Annotated in this window: 14 protein-coding genes; 10 read left to right on the forward strand and 4 right to left on the reverse strand. The window is 69.4% G+C overall.

Annotation, left to right across the window (positions count from 1 at the left end):
* Window positions 1-85 precede the first annotated feature (85 nt).
* The 10 genes from ACQHIV_RS03080 to ACQHIV_RS03125 all read left to right on the forward strand — a co-directional run bounded on the left by ACQHIV_RS03080 (window position 86) and on the right by ACQHIV_RS03125 (window position 10,721).
* Complete coding sequence (locus ACQHIV_RS03080) at window positions 86-1,597, forward strand: ABC transporter substrate-binding protein (protein ID WP_427891427.1); 1,512 nt, start codon at window positions 86-88, stop codon at window positions 1,595-1,597.
* On the forward strand, window positions 1,594-2,538 hold the full coding sequence (locus tag ACQHIV_RS03085) for an ABC transporter permease (protein WP_427891429.1): 945 nt from the start codon (window positions 1,594-1,596) through the stop codon (window positions 2,536-2,538). The genes ACQHIV_RS03080 and ACQHIV_RS03085 overlap by 4 nt, the downstream gene beginning before the upstream one ends.
* The gene (locus ACQHIV_RS03090) at window positions 2,535-3,353 is read left to right on the forward strand and encodes an ABC transporter permease (protein ID WP_427891431.1); all 819 of its coding nucleotides are present in this window, start codon (window positions 2,535-2,537) and stop codon (window positions 3,351-3,353) included. Before ACQHIV_RS03085 ends, ACQHIV_RS03090 begins: the two co-directional genes overlap by 4 nt.
* Window positions 3,350-4,303 carry an ABC transporter ATP-binding protein gene (locus ACQHIV_RS03095; protein WP_427891433.1) on the forward strand — a complete coding sequence of 318 codons (954 nt, stop codon included), beginning with the start codon at window positions 3,350-3,352 and terminating at the stop codon, window positions 4,301-4,303. Before ACQHIV_RS03090 ends, ACQHIV_RS03095 begins: the two co-directional genes overlap by 4 nt.
* A complete protein-coding gene (locus ACQHIV_RS03100) occupies window positions 4,296-5,162 on the forward strand; it encodes an ATP-binding cassette domain-containing protein (RefSeq protein WP_427891435.1) in 867 nt (288 codons plus the stop codon). The genes ACQHIV_RS03095 and ACQHIV_RS03100 overlap by 8 nt, the downstream gene beginning before the upstream one ends.
* Window positions 5,159-6,592 carry an aldehyde dehydrogenase family protein gene (locus tag ACQHIV_RS03105; RefSeq protein WP_427891437.1) on the forward strand — a complete coding sequence of 478 codons (1,434 nt, stop codon included), beginning with the start codon at window positions 5,159-5,161 and terminating at the stop codon, window positions 6,590-6,592. The genes ACQHIV_RS03100 and ACQHIV_RS03105 overlap by 4 nt, the downstream gene beginning before the upstream one ends.
* Window positions 6,593-6,603: 11 nt before the next feature.
* Window positions 6,604-7,365, forward strand: a complete 762-nt coding sequence (locus ACQHIV_RS03110; protein WP_427891438.1) for an SDR family NAD(P)-dependent oxidoreductase — start codon at window positions 6,604-6,606, stop codon at window positions 7,363-7,365.
* An 8-nt stretch (window positions 7,366-7,373) separates the two neighbouring features.
* On the forward strand, window positions 7,374-8,735 hold the full coding sequence (locus ACQHIV_RS03115) for an amidase (RefSeq protein ID WP_427891440.1): 1,362 nt from the start codon (window positions 7,374-7,376) through the stop codon (window positions 8,733-8,735).
* Between the two features lie 66 nt (window positions 8,736-8,801).
* Window positions 8,802-10,001: an NADH-quinone oxidoreductase subunit NuoH gene (gene nuoH, locus ACQHIV_RS03120; protein ID WP_427891442.1), complete on the forward strand. Its 1,200-nt coding sequence runs from the start codon at window positions 8,802-8,804 to the stop codon at window positions 9,999-10,001.
* Between the two features lie 18 nt (window positions 10,002-10,019).
* Entirely contained in the window at window positions 10,020-10,721 is a 702-nt protein-coding gene (locus ACQHIV_RS03125) for a TetR/AcrR family transcriptional regulator (RefSeq protein ID WP_427891444.1), read from the forward strand.
* On the opposite strand, the gene ACQHIV_RS03130 is transcribed toward ACQHIV_RS03125, so the two are convergent.
* The 4 genes from ACQHIV_RS03130 to ACQHIV_RS03145 form a co-directional block, all read right to left on the reverse strand.
* The gene (locus ACQHIV_RS03130) at window positions 10,712-11,431 is read right to left on the reverse strand and encodes a polysaccharide deacetylase family protein (protein WP_427891446.1); all 720 of its coding nucleotides are present in this window, start codon (window positions 11,429-11,431) and stop codon (window positions 10,712-10,714) included. The two genes, ACQHIV_RS03125 and ACQHIV_RS03130, sit on opposite strands and share 10 nt — an antisense overlap.
* Window positions 11,428-12,300, reverse strand: a complete 873-nt coding sequence (locus ACQHIV_RS03135) for a glycosyltransferase family 2 protein (RefSeq protein ID WP_427891448.1) — start codon at window positions 12,298-12,300, stop codon at window positions 11,428-11,430. The genes ACQHIV_RS03130 and ACQHIV_RS03135 overlap by 4 nt, the downstream gene beginning before the upstream one ends.
* 65 nt (window positions 12,301-12,365) lie before the next feature.
* Entirely contained in the window at window positions 12,366-12,911 is a 546-nt protein-coding gene (locus tag ACQHIV_RS03140) for a DUF2461 family protein (RefSeq protein WP_427891449.1), read from the reverse strand.
* A gap of 110 nt (window positions 12,912-13,021) precedes the next feature.
* On the reverse strand, window positions 13,022-13,696 hold the full coding sequence (locus ACQHIV_RS03145; protein WP_427891451.1) for a hypothetical protein: 675 nt from the start codon (window positions 13,694-13,696) through the stop codon (window positions 13,022-13,024).
* Window positions 13,697-13,919: the final 223 nt, after the last annotated feature.

The raw sequence follows: 13,919 nt of genomic DNA on the forward strand, positions 1-13,919 counted from the left end.
AGGCACCTGACCAGGGGACAAACCTAGTGGCCCATTGAGACCTAGTCCACTGGTCGGACCAGTTGGGTGCACTGGAGGAGTAGACGTGAAGTCGTTCCCTATGCGAGTGGTCGCACTGCTCGCCTCCGCGGCTCTACTCTCCGTGACCGCGTGCTCGGCCGGGTCCGGTTCGTCGTCCGGCGGCAGCTCGCCCGGTGGCGGGCAGAACCTGTCGATCGGCCTGGTCGCGGAGCCGGCCAGCCTGGACTTCACCACCACCGACGGCGCGGCGATCCCGCAGGCGCTGCTCGGCAACGTGTACGAGACGCTGGTCAAGCAGGACGACTCCGGCAAGATCGTGCCGTCGCTGGCGAAGTCGTGGACGGTGTCGCCGGACCGCAAGACGTACACGTTCGACCTGGTCGGCAACGCGAAGTTCACCAACGGCAAGCCGTTCACCGCGAGTGACGCGGTGTTCAGCATCAACCGGGTGAAGACCGCGTGGACGATCTCGCTGAAGAGCGCGATGGACGTGGTCTCCGGGGCGAAGGCGGTGTCGCCGACCCAGCTGCAGGTGACGCTGTCCAGGCCGAGCAACGACTGGCTGTTCCGGATGACGACCCGGGTCGGCGCGATGTTCTCCGAGACCGGAGTCAGCGCCCTGGCCACCGCGCCGGTCGGCACCGGGCCGTTCAAGTTCTCGAAGTGGAACCGCGGCGACTCGATCGTGCTCGCCCGCAACGACGACTACTGGGGTACGAAGCCGTTCTTCCAGCAGATCACGCTCAAGTACTTCAAGGACGCGACCGCGCTGAACAACGCGCTGCTGACCAGCACGATCAACGTGATCGGCACGGTGCAGGCGCCCGAGGCCCTGAGTCAGTTCACCAGCAACGCGAAGTACCAGGTGATCGAGGGGACGACGAACGGCGAGGTGCTGCTGTCGTTCAACAACTCCCGGCCGGTGTTCAAGGACATCCGCACCCGGCAGGCGATCCGGATGGCGATCGACCACAAGGCGCTGCTCGACACCTGCTGGGCCGGGCGCGGCAAGCTGATCGGCAGCATGGTCCCGCCGACCGACCCGTGGTACGAGGACCTGACCGGGATCGCGCCGTACGACCTGGCCAAGGCGAAGTCGTTGCTGCAGGCCTCCGGTGCGGCCGGGCAGACGCTCCGGCTCCGGCTCCCGACGTTGCCGTACGCGACGTCCTGCGGCCAGGTGGTGAAGAGCGACCTGGAGCAGGCCGGCTTGAAGGTGCAGATCGACCAGCTCGAGTTCCCGGCCGCCTGGCTGACCACGGTGTTCAAGAACGCCGACTACGACATGTCGATCATCGCGCACGTCGAGCCGCGCGACCTGGGCGCGGTCTTCAACGCGAAGTACTACACCCGGTACGACGACCCGACGCTGCAGGCCGACCTGGCCGCGGCCGACGCGGGTGACGAGGCCACGCAGGTCGCGGACATGAAGAAGGCAGCGCGGCGGCTGTCCGAGCAGGCCGCGGGCGACTGGCTCTTCCTGCTGCCGAACCTGGTGGTCGCCGAGAAGGACGTCAAGGGACTGCCGACGAACGCGATCACCGAGAACTTCGATCTGTCCAAGCTCAGCCGATGATTCTCCGCCTGATCGAGCGCACCGGCGTGTTCTTGGTCAGTCTCGCGGTGAGCACGGTGCTGGTCTTCGCGTTCATGGCGATTCTGCCCGGTGACCCTGCCCGGGTCGCGCTCGGCGTGAACGCCTCGGACGCGGCGGTGGCCGAGCTGCGGCGGCAGTTCGGCCTCGACCGCCCGCTGCCGACGCAGTACCTCGACTGGGTCGGCGGCCTGCTGCACGGCGACCTCGGTACGTCGTACGTATCGAAGGTCGCGATCGGTCCGCAGGTGTTCGACCGCCTGCAGGTCACGCTCTGGCTGGTCGTCGCCGGAATGGTCGTCGCGCTGGTGGTCGCCGTACCGGCCGGGACCGTGATGGCGGCCCGGCACCGGCAGGTCTCCGGGCTGGTGCTCTCCGCGGTGTCGCAGCTCGGGGTTGCGATTCCGGCATTCCTCGCGGGCATCCTGCTGATCGTGGTGTTCGCGGTCAAACTCGGCTGGTTGCCCGCCAACGGCTGGACGCCGCCGGCGCAGGACCCCGCGATGTTCCTCAAACAACTGATCCTCCCCGCGCTGTCGCTCGGCCTGGTCCAAGGCGCCGTCCTCACCCGCTACGTGCGCAGCGCGGTCCTGGATGTGCTCCGCGAGGACTACCTGAGAACGGCCCGCGCCAAGGGCCTCCGACCGTTTCAGGCGTTGTGGAAACACGGCCTGCGCAACGCCGCCGTTCCGGTCGTCACAGTCCTGGGCCTCCAGCTCGCGACGCTCCTGATCGGAGCAGTCGTCGTCGAGCGCGTCTTCGTCATACCAGGCCTGGGCAGCCTGCTGCTGGACGGCGTCTCCAACCGCGACCTGTTGCTCGTCCAGGACGTGGTGATGGTCCTCGTGCTCGCCGTACTGCTGGTCAACTTCCTGGTCGACCTCCTGTACGTGGCCCTCGACCCCCGGCTGAGGTCGGCATGAGGCGCCGCAACCCGAGCCTGCTGGCCGGGGCCGTCATCGTCGGCGTGATCGTGCTGATGGCCCTCGTCTCGTTCGTCTGGACGCCGTACGACGCGACCCTCGTCACCCCGGCGTCGCGCCTGCTGAAGCCGTCGTGGTCGCACTGGTTCGGCACCGACAAGTTCGGCCGTGACGTGCTCAGCCAGATCATGGTCGGCTCCCGTACGACGTTGTTCGTCGGCGTCGTCGCGGTCGGTGTCGCCGCGGTCATCGGCGTACCGCTCGGGATCCTCGCGGCGATGACCCGGCGGTGGGCGGCGGAGCTGGTGATGCGCGGGAACGACCTGCTGCTCGCGTTCCCGGCGTTGCTGCTGGCGATCATGTTCGGCGCGGTGTTCGGGGCAAGCACGCTGACCGCGATGGTTGCCATCGGCATCGCTTCGGTGCCGAGCTTCGCGCGGGTGATCCGGAGCGGCGCGTTGCAGGTGATGCGGACGGAGTACGTGCTCGCGGCGCGGGCGGCGGGGCGCCGGCCGTGGCCGATCGCCGTCCGGCATGTGCTGCCGAACGTGACCAGTCTGATCACCGTGCAGGCGTCGGTGTCGTTCGCGATCGCGGTGCTGGCCGAGGCGGCGCTGTCGTTCCTCGGCTACGGCACGCCGCCGCCGACGCCGTCGTGGGGGCGGATGCTGCAGGAGAGCCAGGAGTTCCTGTTCAGCGCGCCGCGGCTGGCGGTCTTCCCGGGGGTGGCGATCGCGATCGCCGTACTCGGGTTCAACCTGCTGGGCGACGGTCTGCGCGACCGGTTCGACCCGAAGCTGGAGGACCGCAGATGAGCGACGTGCTGACGGTGCGCGGGTTGTCGGTGTCGGTGCGGGACACGACGCTGGTATCGGAAGTGGACCTGACGGTCGGCGCGGGGGAGCGGGTCGGGCTGATCGGGGAGTCCGGGTCGGGGAAGTCGCTGACCGCGTTGAGCATTCTCGGGTTGCTGCCGGAGGATGTCCGGGCCGGCGGTTCGGTGCGGCTGGACGGTGTCGACCACGAGTTGGTCGGCGCCGACGAGCGGCGGATGTCGCGGGTCCGCGGGCGGAACATCGCGATGGTGTTCCAGGAGCCGATGACCGCGCTGAACCCGACCATGCGGATCGGCGACCAGCTCACCGAGGCGATGCTGATCCACAAGACGCTGGCCAAACCAGCTGCCCGTACGGCGGCGGCCGACCTGCTCGAGCGGGTGCAGTTGCCGCCGGAAACGCTGCGCGCGTACCCGCATCAGCTGTCCGGTGGCCAACGGCAACGAGTCGTGCTGGCGCTTGCCCTGGCCAACGATCCGGCGCTGCTGATCTGCGACGAACCGACGACCGCGCTCGACGTGACGGTCCAGGCGCTGGTCCTCGACCTGATCGTGCGCGGCGTCGTCGATCGGTCGTCCGCACTGCTCTTCATCACCCACGACCTGGCTGTCGTCGCCACGGTGTGCGAACGGGTTCTGGTGATGTACGGCGGCCGCGTCGTGGAGGCAGGTCCGGTCGCGGAGGTGTTCACGCGGCCCCGGCACCGGTACACCGAAGGTCTGCTCGCGGCGTCCGACCTGGACACCAACGACCGGCGACTGACCACGATCCCGGGCAACGTCCCGCCCGCGGGGAAGTTCCCGTCAGGGTGTGTCTTCCGTACCAGATGCGCGCACGCGACCGCCCTCTGCGAGGAGATGCCGCCGTGGTCGGGGTCGGAGACCGACGGTTTCGCCTGCCATCACCCGGCTGGAGGCACCGATGGCTGAGCACCCCCCGGCAGGCCGGTCCACGCCGGAGCCGGTCATCCAGGTGGTCGACGTCGTCCGCGACTACCCCCGCCCACGTACGTCCCTCCTGAAGCCGGCTCCTGTCGTGCACGCGCTTCGCGGCGTCAGCCTGGAGGTCAAGCAGGGCGAGCGGTTCGGCATCGTCGGCGAGTCCGGCTGCGGCAAGTCCACGCTGCTCCGCATCGTCGCCGCCCTCGACCGCGCCACCTCCGGGCATGTGTTCGTCGAAGGCACCGACATCACCCACCTCCCGGAGCGCCGCCTGCGCCCGCTCCGGGAGAACCTGCAGCTCGTCTTCCAGGACCCGATGAGCTCGCTCGATCCGCGGATGCGGGTCCGCGACATCATCGCCGAACCCCTCGTCGTCCAAGGCCATCCGGCCTCCGGCGCCCGGGTCCGCGAGCTGCTCGAGGCGGTCGGCCTGTCCGCCGACGCCGGCGACCGGTACCCGCACCAGTTCTCCGGCGGCCAGCGGCAGCGGATCTCGATCGCCCGGGCCCTCGCTCCGCGCCCGCGGATCCTGATCGCCGACGAGCCGGTCAGCGCGCTCGACGTCTCGGTCCGCGCCCAGGTCCTGAACCTGATCTCGGACCTCGTCGACGAACTCGACCTGACATTGGTGTTCGTCTCGCACGACCTGTCCGTGGTCAAACACGTCTGCGACCGCGTCGCCGTGATGAACGCCGGCCAGATCGTCGAGACCGGCTACACCGCCGACGTGTACGCCGCCCCGCAACATCCGTACACGCAGCGCCTCGTCTCGGCGATCCCGACGCTGCAACGCGCCCTGTCCGGCGCAACCACGTCCGACCTGCTCGCGAAGGGGGATTCCGTATGACGTTCCCGGCCGGCTTGCCGATCGGTGAGTCCTGGATCGAGACAGCGGCCACGGCGCCGGTGATCTTCCCGTACGACGGGTCGACAGTGGCGGAGGCACCGGTCGGGGACGTTGCGCTGGCGCGGGCGGCACTCGACAACGCGCTCGGCGTGCGCGAAGAGGTCGGGCGGTTGCCGTCGTACCTGCGCCGGAAAGTGTTGCAGGGTGTGCATTCGGCGGTGCTGGCGGAGCGGGACGCGTTCGTGGACCTGCTCGTGCTGGAGACCGGGAAGCCGCTGGTCGACTGCCGGGTGGAGATCGATCGGACGCTGCTCACGCTGGAGACGTCGGCGGAGGAAGTCGCGCGGTTGCACGGTGAGACCGTGCCGCTGGATCTGCTGCCCAGTGGTGAAGGGCTGCAGGGGTTCTGGGTGCGGAAGCCGATCGGGGTGGTGGTCGGGATCACCGGGTTCAACTACCCGTTGTTGCTTGCGGCCCATAAAATCGCGCCGGCGTTCGCGGCCGGGTGCCCGATCATCGTGAAGCCTGCGCCGCAGACTCCGCTGGCTACGCTGTGGCTCGCTCACCTGATGCGTTCCGCGTTGGCTGATGCAGGAGCGCCTTCGGCTGCTTTGCAGGTTGTTACCGGTGGGCCGGAGGTCGGCGCGACGCTGACGACCGACTCGCGGATCGGTGCCGTGTCGTTCACTGGATCGGCCGCGGTCGGGCACCGGATCGCGCGCGACGCGGCGCCGACCAAGGTGCTGCTCGAGCTCGGGTCGAACTCGGCGCTGGTCGTCGCCGAGGACGCCGATCTGGACGCGGCCGCGGACGCCATCGTGCGCGGCGGGTACTACGCGTCCGGGCAGGCCTGCATCTCGGTGCAGCGGGTGATCGCGGTCTCGTCGGTACGGGATGCCTTGCTGGCGAAACTCGGTGCGCGGCTGCCGGGTGTGGTCGTCGGCGATCCGCGGGACCCGGAGACGCGGGTGTCCGCGTTGATCAACCCGGCGTCGACGGAGCGGGTTCGGCAGTGGGTCGGCGATGCGGTGGGTGCAGGGGCGTCGATCGCGTACGAGGCGCCGGGGGAGGTGCTCGGGCCGACGGTGCTGACCGACGTACCGGACGGGCTGCCGGCGTGGGACGAGGAGATCTTCGGGCCGGTGATCGCCGTACGCTCGGTTCCGGACGTGGACAGTGCGCTGCGGGCGGTGAACGAGACGCGGTACGGGCTGCATGCGAGTGTTTTTACGTCGTCGCTGGAGACTGCGTTCGCGGCGATCGATCGGCTGGAGGTGGGGGGAGTGGTGGTGAACGACGTACCTGGGTTCCGGTCCGATGTGATGCCGTACGGCGGGGTGAAGGACTCCGGGACCGGGCGGGAAGGGCCGCGGTTCGCGATCGAGGAACTGACCACGACCCGGATGGCGATCATCCGCCCGCGCCCATGACAGGTGAACCGATGGACTACGCGAACCTCTTCCGCCTCGACGGCAAACACGCCGTCGTGATCGGCGCCGGCAGCGGCATCGGCCGAGCCAGCGCCCTGGCCCTGGCCGCCCACGGCGCCCGAGTAACCTGCGCCGACCGCGACCTACCAGCCGCCCAAGAAACGGCGGGCTCCGAGCTGACGGCGTACGAACTGGATGTTCTCGACGATGCCGCGGTCGAGCGGGCTGCGGTCGAGTTGGGGGCGGTGGATGTGTTGGTGTTCACCGCCGCGACGAACGTGCGCAAACGCATCCTCGACTACACCGCCGACGAGTTCGACCGGGTCGTCTCGCTCAACCTGCGGGCGTCCTTCCAGCTGATCCGCGCGTTCGGCCGCGGTATGGCCGAGCGTGGCGGCGGCAGCATCATCGGCTTCAGTTCGATCCGCGGTACGACGGTCGAACCCGGCCAATCGGTGTACGCGGCAACCAAAGCCGGCCTCGTCCAACTCCTCCGCACCGCGGCCGCCGAACTCGGCCCCTCCGGCGTCCGCGCGAACGCGATCGCCCCCGGCGTCGTCGAAACCCCGCTGACCGCCCAGATCAAGGCCGACCCGGCCTGGTACGACGCCTACGCCCAGAAGGGCGCCCTCGGCCGCTGGGCCCAACCGCACGAACTCGCCGGCGCCGTCGTCTACCTCGCCTCCGACGCCGCGAGTTTCGTCACCGGCAGCGTCCTGGCCGTCGACGGCGGCTGGACCGCGGTCGACGGCCGCTTCGAACCACCGAACTAGGAGGTTGTATGAGTCTCGCCGACCTGACCGCGGTTGAACTCCTGGCCAAGTACCGCGACGGCTCGTTGTCGCCGGTCGAGGTGATCTCCGACGTACTGGATCGCGTCGCAGCCGTCGAGCCCAGGATCCGCGCGCTGTACGCGTTGGACGCCGAGGGTGCCCGGGCCGCCGCGCAGGAGTCGGAGCGCCGGTGGCGGGACGGTACGGCGGGGGCGCTGGACGGCGTACCGGTCACCGTGAAGGAGAACATCGCGACGCGCGGAACGCCCGTACCGCAAGGAACGGCGGCGACCGCACTCGTACCGGCGGCCGAGGACGCGCCTGCCGCGGCGCGGCTCCGGGCGGCCGGGGCGGTGATCTTCAGCAAGACGACGATGCCGGAGTACGGGATGTTGTCGTCGGGGGTGTCGACCTTCCACCGGTTGACGCGGAACCCGTGGGACCTGACGAAGACCGCCGGCGGATCGAGCGCGGGCGCGGCCGCCGCGGGTGCCGCCGGGTACGGCCCGATCCACGTCGGCACCGACATCGGCGGGTCGATCCGCCTGCCGGCCGGGTGGTGCGGCCTGGTCGGGCTGAAGCCGACGCACGGGCGGATCGCGGTCGGCAACCCGTACGCCGGGCGCGCGATCGGGCCGCTGACCCGGACCGCGGGCGACGCGGCGCTGGCGTTGTCGGTGATGTCCGGGTACGACCCGCGCGACCACACGTCGATCCCGCCGGCGTCGGACGTGTTCGACGTACAACTCAAGGGCTTGCGGGTCGCCCTGCTCCTGCACGCCGGCGTCGGACTGCCCGTGGACCCCGAGGTCACGGCCGCCGTTTCGTCGACAGCCTCCGCACTGGAGCAGGCCGGCGCGATCGTCGAGCCGATCGCGCCGATCATCACCCGCGACATGCTCGACGGCCTCGACCACTTCTGGCGGATCCGCTCCGCCACCGACATCGCAGCGCTCCCCGAGGAACGCCGCGCCAAGGTCCTGCCGCAGATCCGCGCCTGGGTGTCGACCGCGGCGGACCTCACCGCCGCCGACGTCTTCCACGGCTACAGCCAGATGGCCGCGATGGCGTCCGCCGTCACGCGGGTCTTCACGACGTACGACGTGATCCTGTCGCCGGTGGCCCCGATCACCGCGTTCCCCGCCGAACTCGCCTACCCGACCGACGACCCCGCCAAGCCCTTCGAACACATCGCCTTCACCGTCCCCTACAACATGTCCCACCACCCCGCTACCACCGTCAACGCCGGCTGGTCCACCACCGGCCTCCCGATCGGCGCGCAACTCGCCGTTCCCCACCACCAGGACCTGACCGCGCTGGCCCTCGCCGCCCACCTCGACAACCGCTCCCGCGACTGGCCGACGATCTGACGCCCTTGCACTCCGGCTCCGCTAACTGATACACCGTATCTATTAGTGGAATTGGGGTGATGGCGGATGGCTGGGTTCGGTCATGACGTCTGGTGGTTGGTGCTGGTCAAGGCCGTGCTGATCTTCGTGATCCTGATGCTGCTGACGTTGTTCAGCATCTGGGCGGAGCGGCGGGTGGTGGCCCGGATGCAGCAGCGGATCGGGCCGAGTGTGAACGGGCCGTTCGGGCTGCTGCAGTCGCTGGCCGACGGGATGAAGCTGATCCTGAAGGAGGATCTGATCCCGAAGACCGCCGACAAGGTCGTGTTCGTACTCGCGCCGTTGATCGTGGTGGTGCCCGCGTTCATGACCTGGTCGGTGATGCCGTTCGGGCCGACGGTGAAGCTGCCGTGGGGCGACAGGTCGACGCCGTTGCAGCTGACGGACATGCCGGTCGCGGTGATCTTCGTACTCGCGATGGCCTCGGTCGGGATCTACGGGATCGTGCTGGGCGGCTGGTCGTCCGGGTCGACGTACTCGCTGCTCGGCGGGCTGCGGTCGAGTGCGCAGATGATCTCGTACGAGGTCTCGATGGGGCTCTCGTTCGTCGCGGTGTTCCTGTACGCCGGGTCGATGTCGACGTCGGAGATCGTCGCGGCGCAGTCGCACCTCTGGTACGGGCTGGTGCTCGCGCCGTCGTTCGCGATCTACGTGATCTCGATGGTCGGGGAGACGAACCGAGCGCCGTTCGACCTTCCGGAGGCGGAGGGGGAGCTGGTCGGCGGGTTCCACACGGAGTACTCGGCGGCGAAGTTCATGCTGTTCTTCCTGGCGGAGTACGTGAACATGGGCACGGTGTCGGCGATGGCGACCACGCTGTTCCTGGGCGGTTGGCACGCGCCGTGGCCGATCAGCTTCTGGGACGGCGCGAACAGCGGCTACTGGCCGGTCCTGTGGTTCATGGGGAAGGTCTTGTGCTTCCTGTTCGTCTTCGTCTGGCTGCGCGGGACGTTGCCGCGGCTGCGGTACGACCAGTTCATGCACTTCGGGTGGAAGCGGCTGATGCCGTTGGCGTTGGTGTGGATCCTGGCGGTCGCGACCGTACGGGCGATCAACCTGCGCGGCGGTGTCGACCGGCAGTGGCTGTACGTCGCGATCGCGCTGTGCGTGGTGGTGATCGGCGTACTGTTCTTCGCCGGCGAGAAGAAGCGGTCCGACGCGGCCGAGGTCGCGGAGTTCGACGCGTTCGCCGGCGGGTACCCCGTACCGCCACCGCCCGCGCCGTGAGGTCGTAGCATGCCCGGCATGGCGGACGAGAAGGCGGGACCGGTCTGGGCGCGCGACGACCGCCCGCCGCGCCGGCGTGTCCTCACCCGCGCGTCGATCGTGCGGACCGGCATCGGCATCGCCGACCGCGACGGCCTCGACGCGGTCTCGATCCGCAGCGTCGCGGCGGAGCTCGGCGTCCGGCCGATGAGCCTGTACGGCCACGTGTCCAGCAAGGACGACCTGCTCGACCTGATGTTCGACCAGCTCGCCGGCGAGAGCGTCCTCGGCGACGACCTCCCGTCGGACTGGCGGAGCGCCCTCGAGGCGATCGCCCGCCGTACCAGGGACCAAGGCCTCGCCCACCCGTGGTCGATCGAGCTCCTGGTCGCCCGCATCCAGCTCGGCCCGAACACCCTCCGCGTCCTCGACGAGTGGATCCGCGCCGTCGCGCCCCTGAACGTCAGCCCCGAAACCGCCTGGACCATTGCGACCGCCGTCAACGACTACACCGTCGGCTACGTCACCCGCATCGCCGCCCAACGCCGCGCCGTCCCCACCGACCCGGCCGCCGCCCAGGAGTGGACCACCACCGTCAACACCTACCTCACCCAACGCGCCGAAAGCGGCGACCACCCCCACCTGGCCCCCCTCCTCCACGAAGGCTTCGCCACCCACCCCGACAACTTCACCCCCGCCCTCACCTGGCTCCTCGACTCCATCGAACGCACCTACACCTGAGCGTAGGCAGGTAGATCGAGGAGGCGGTCGACGGTGGTGAAGTTGTAGCCGTGTGCGCGCAATTGAGGAATCAGTAGCTTGACGGCCGCTACGGTTGCGGATCTGTCGGCTGATTTTCCGTCCCAGCCGTCGTGGAAGATGATGATCGAGCCGGGGCGAGTACTGCGGAGCGCCTGGGCGGCGATCCGGTGTGGGCTGGGCTGGGCTACCTCCAGGAGGTGGCAGAACTCGCCGGAGACCACCTGGAGACCGTGCTCGTGGAGGAGGTCCGCGAGCGCCGGGATGCGGAGCAGCCACGGTGGGCGGTACAGCGCCGGGCGGATGCCCAGTTCGCCGAACGCGTCCAGGCCGCGGCGCAGCTCGTCGGCGAGCGTTCGGCGTCTCAGGTACTGGGTGAACTCGTGCGTGTGCCCGTGGAGCCCGATGACGTGACCCGCCGACCTGAGTCGTTCCGTCACCTCGGGATGACGCTGGACGGCCTTGCCCACCTGGAAGAACGTCGCCTGGATGTCCTCCTGGTCGAGGTAGTCCGCGAGCTCCGAGGTGTACGGCTCGTTCGGCCCGTCGTCGAAGGTGAGCGCGACCACGCGCTCGTCACCCGGCCCGCGATAGGGGAACCGCCCGAGCGTCTGCGAGTACGGCGACATCATGAACCAGTACGCCGCCCCGACCGCCGCCGCGCCGGCTCCTACCGCCCCTCGCGGGTTCATCGTTTCGCCAGCCAGGTGTTCTCGACCACACCGGCCGCGATGATCGTGCCCGCGACGATCGCGGCCAGCCAGGCCAGGCCGATCGCCCGCGCCTTGATCCGCTGCCGCCGCCGGGACTTGACGGCCGTGCTCCGGAACGCCGGCGCCGTACCGATCACCGGCCGCCCGGCGGCCCGATTCAGCATCACCGCGAGCGCGTAGTAGAACAGGAACGACACCGCGAGGTTGTAGGCAAGCCCGCGCGCCAACCGCCGCGCGGACGTGAAGGTCGGGTTGCTCCGGTCGAAGGCCACCCGCCCGCGCGTCCGCAGTTGTCGCAACAGCCCCAGCTCGTCCGCGCCCTGGGTCCCGGTCAGGTCGTACCCCGACCACACGTCCTTGCGGAACGCGATGTTCGTCGCGGTCACGTACATGACCCGCCCGGTGGCCCGATGGACGAGATGCACGATGTCGAACAGGATCCCGGCGTACACCCGTCCCCACCACGGGCCGCCGACGTACTGACACGGCCCCGCGACCGCGACCCGCCCCGGATCCTCCCGGAAGGTCCGATCGATCCGGGACAACCACCCCGCGTCGAACACGGTGTCCGCGTCGCTCGAGACCACGATCTCGCCGCGCGCCGCCGTACTGCCCCGATGCCGGGCGGCGCACACGCCGGGTTGTTCCTCGCTCACCACGACCGCGCCGTACCCGCGCGCGATCTCGGCGGTCCGGTCGGTGCAGTTGTTGTCGACAACAACGACTTCGACCCCGCCGGCGAAGTCTTGTCCGTCGAGCGACCGCAGACAGTCTCCGATGAACCGCTCCTCGTTGAACGCGGGAATCACGACAGTGAACCTGGGCGCGCCCGGCTCTTCACTCATCATGCCGACAACGCTAAAGACCGCGCCCCGGCTCAACGATGGTGCTAGCCCCCGTATCCGTCGGTGGGTTAGCCCCCTGTCGGCGCCCCTTCGCGGCCCGCTAACGCGACGTTCTCGGTCAGCCAGCGGGACAGCGGCCGCAGCTGCGTGAAGGCTTCGAGGACCCGGTCCGCCGCGGCCGCGGTGTGGATCCAGTCCTCGGCACCGAGCGACCGGCTCGCGATCAGCGACTTGTGCCGCAGCAGCTCAGCCCGCGGATGGTCCGCCGGATACCCGCGCAACGGCCGCTTCAACCGGTCGCCCGACACCGCGAATCCCTGCCGCTCGAGCTTCCGCAACGCGGTAACCAGCCGCCGCCCGGCCGCAGGCTCCGCCACCGCCGCCCGGTACCGCTCGATCTGCTCCGACGGCGCGTACCACCATGCGAGCGCGACCTCCAGCCCGTCCAGATCGAACCGCACGGTCAGCTCGACGTTCCGCGCCAGCCGCACGATCGCACTCTGACACTGCCACGCCCGCAACAACACCTCGCCGTACCCCCACACCGCGAAGTCTTCGTACGCCGCATCCGCATCGGCCACCTGATTCAGCAACCCGATCATCGGCCGCCGCACAAGCTCCTCCCGCTCCCGCCGAACCCCCCGCCGAACCTCGACCGAAGGCTCCCCCTCCAACCGCAACAAAACCTCGACCGCCCCCCGCGGCCACCCCTCAAAAGGCTCCCTCACCTCCCACCCACCGCCGCATCCAGCCGCGCCGCGGCCGTGCCGACGAGTTGCGCAAAGGCATCATCGGTGAGCTTCTCGCCCCAGCCTTCGATATGGATGACCGTCCCGCCGCGTGCGGCGTACCCGATGTACTGCGCGACCGCCGGGTCGCCGCCAGCCGGGGTCGCGGTGTCGAAGCGGAAGGCGATCGCGTCGGCCGAACCACGGAGCGGCAGACGCGAGCTGACCAATTCGTACCTCACCTGGTCCGAGGTCACCATCGTGTACTTCGAGCATTTCGCGAACCGACCCGCCATCTCCGGCACGAGCGTGTCCAGTTGCGTCGGCCACGACCACACCCACTCGGTGACCGACTGCTGCGGGTCCCTGGTGAAGTACTGACCGCGAACCGCGGTGACCGGGTCACCCAGGATGTCTGTCGGGTGGCGGAACACCAGACACTCCGGTGGGTCGTACTGGGCTCGATAGCCGGGGGTCGGCGTCGGATCGACGGCCACGCCGCCGTCCCAGCCCTTCGGCAGGTCGGCGACCGTCAGCGCGGCCTTCTTCGCCTGGGTGACGGTGAGCGGGACGACCGTCGGCCTTGGCGCCGGACTGGGGGTCGGTGGCGTGGGCTGTGCGGTGCAGGCGGTCAGGGTCAGTGCTGCGAGCAGCGTGAGGGCGTGTCTCACCTGGCGCTCGCCGTAGACCTGGCCAAGACGTCTCCTCAGGCTGGGTAGCGTTGATTGTAAGGGATCCCCAGACCCGACTGCACCGTACGGCGGTCGATCGCCGACCCCCGCGGGTCCCGTGCACGATGTAGTGATCGCCTTCATGATCCCGGGAAGATCCGGGGGTCTTGTCAGACTCTGGGTGCCTGCCGGCCGGTGGGCAGGTTTGAGAGCGGGGATCATG

Origin of the sequence: Kribbella polygonati (assembly GCF_050320105.1) — a bacterium.
Classification (GTDB): Bacteria; Actinomycetota; Actinomycetes; order Propionibacteriales; family Kribbellaceae; genus Kribbella.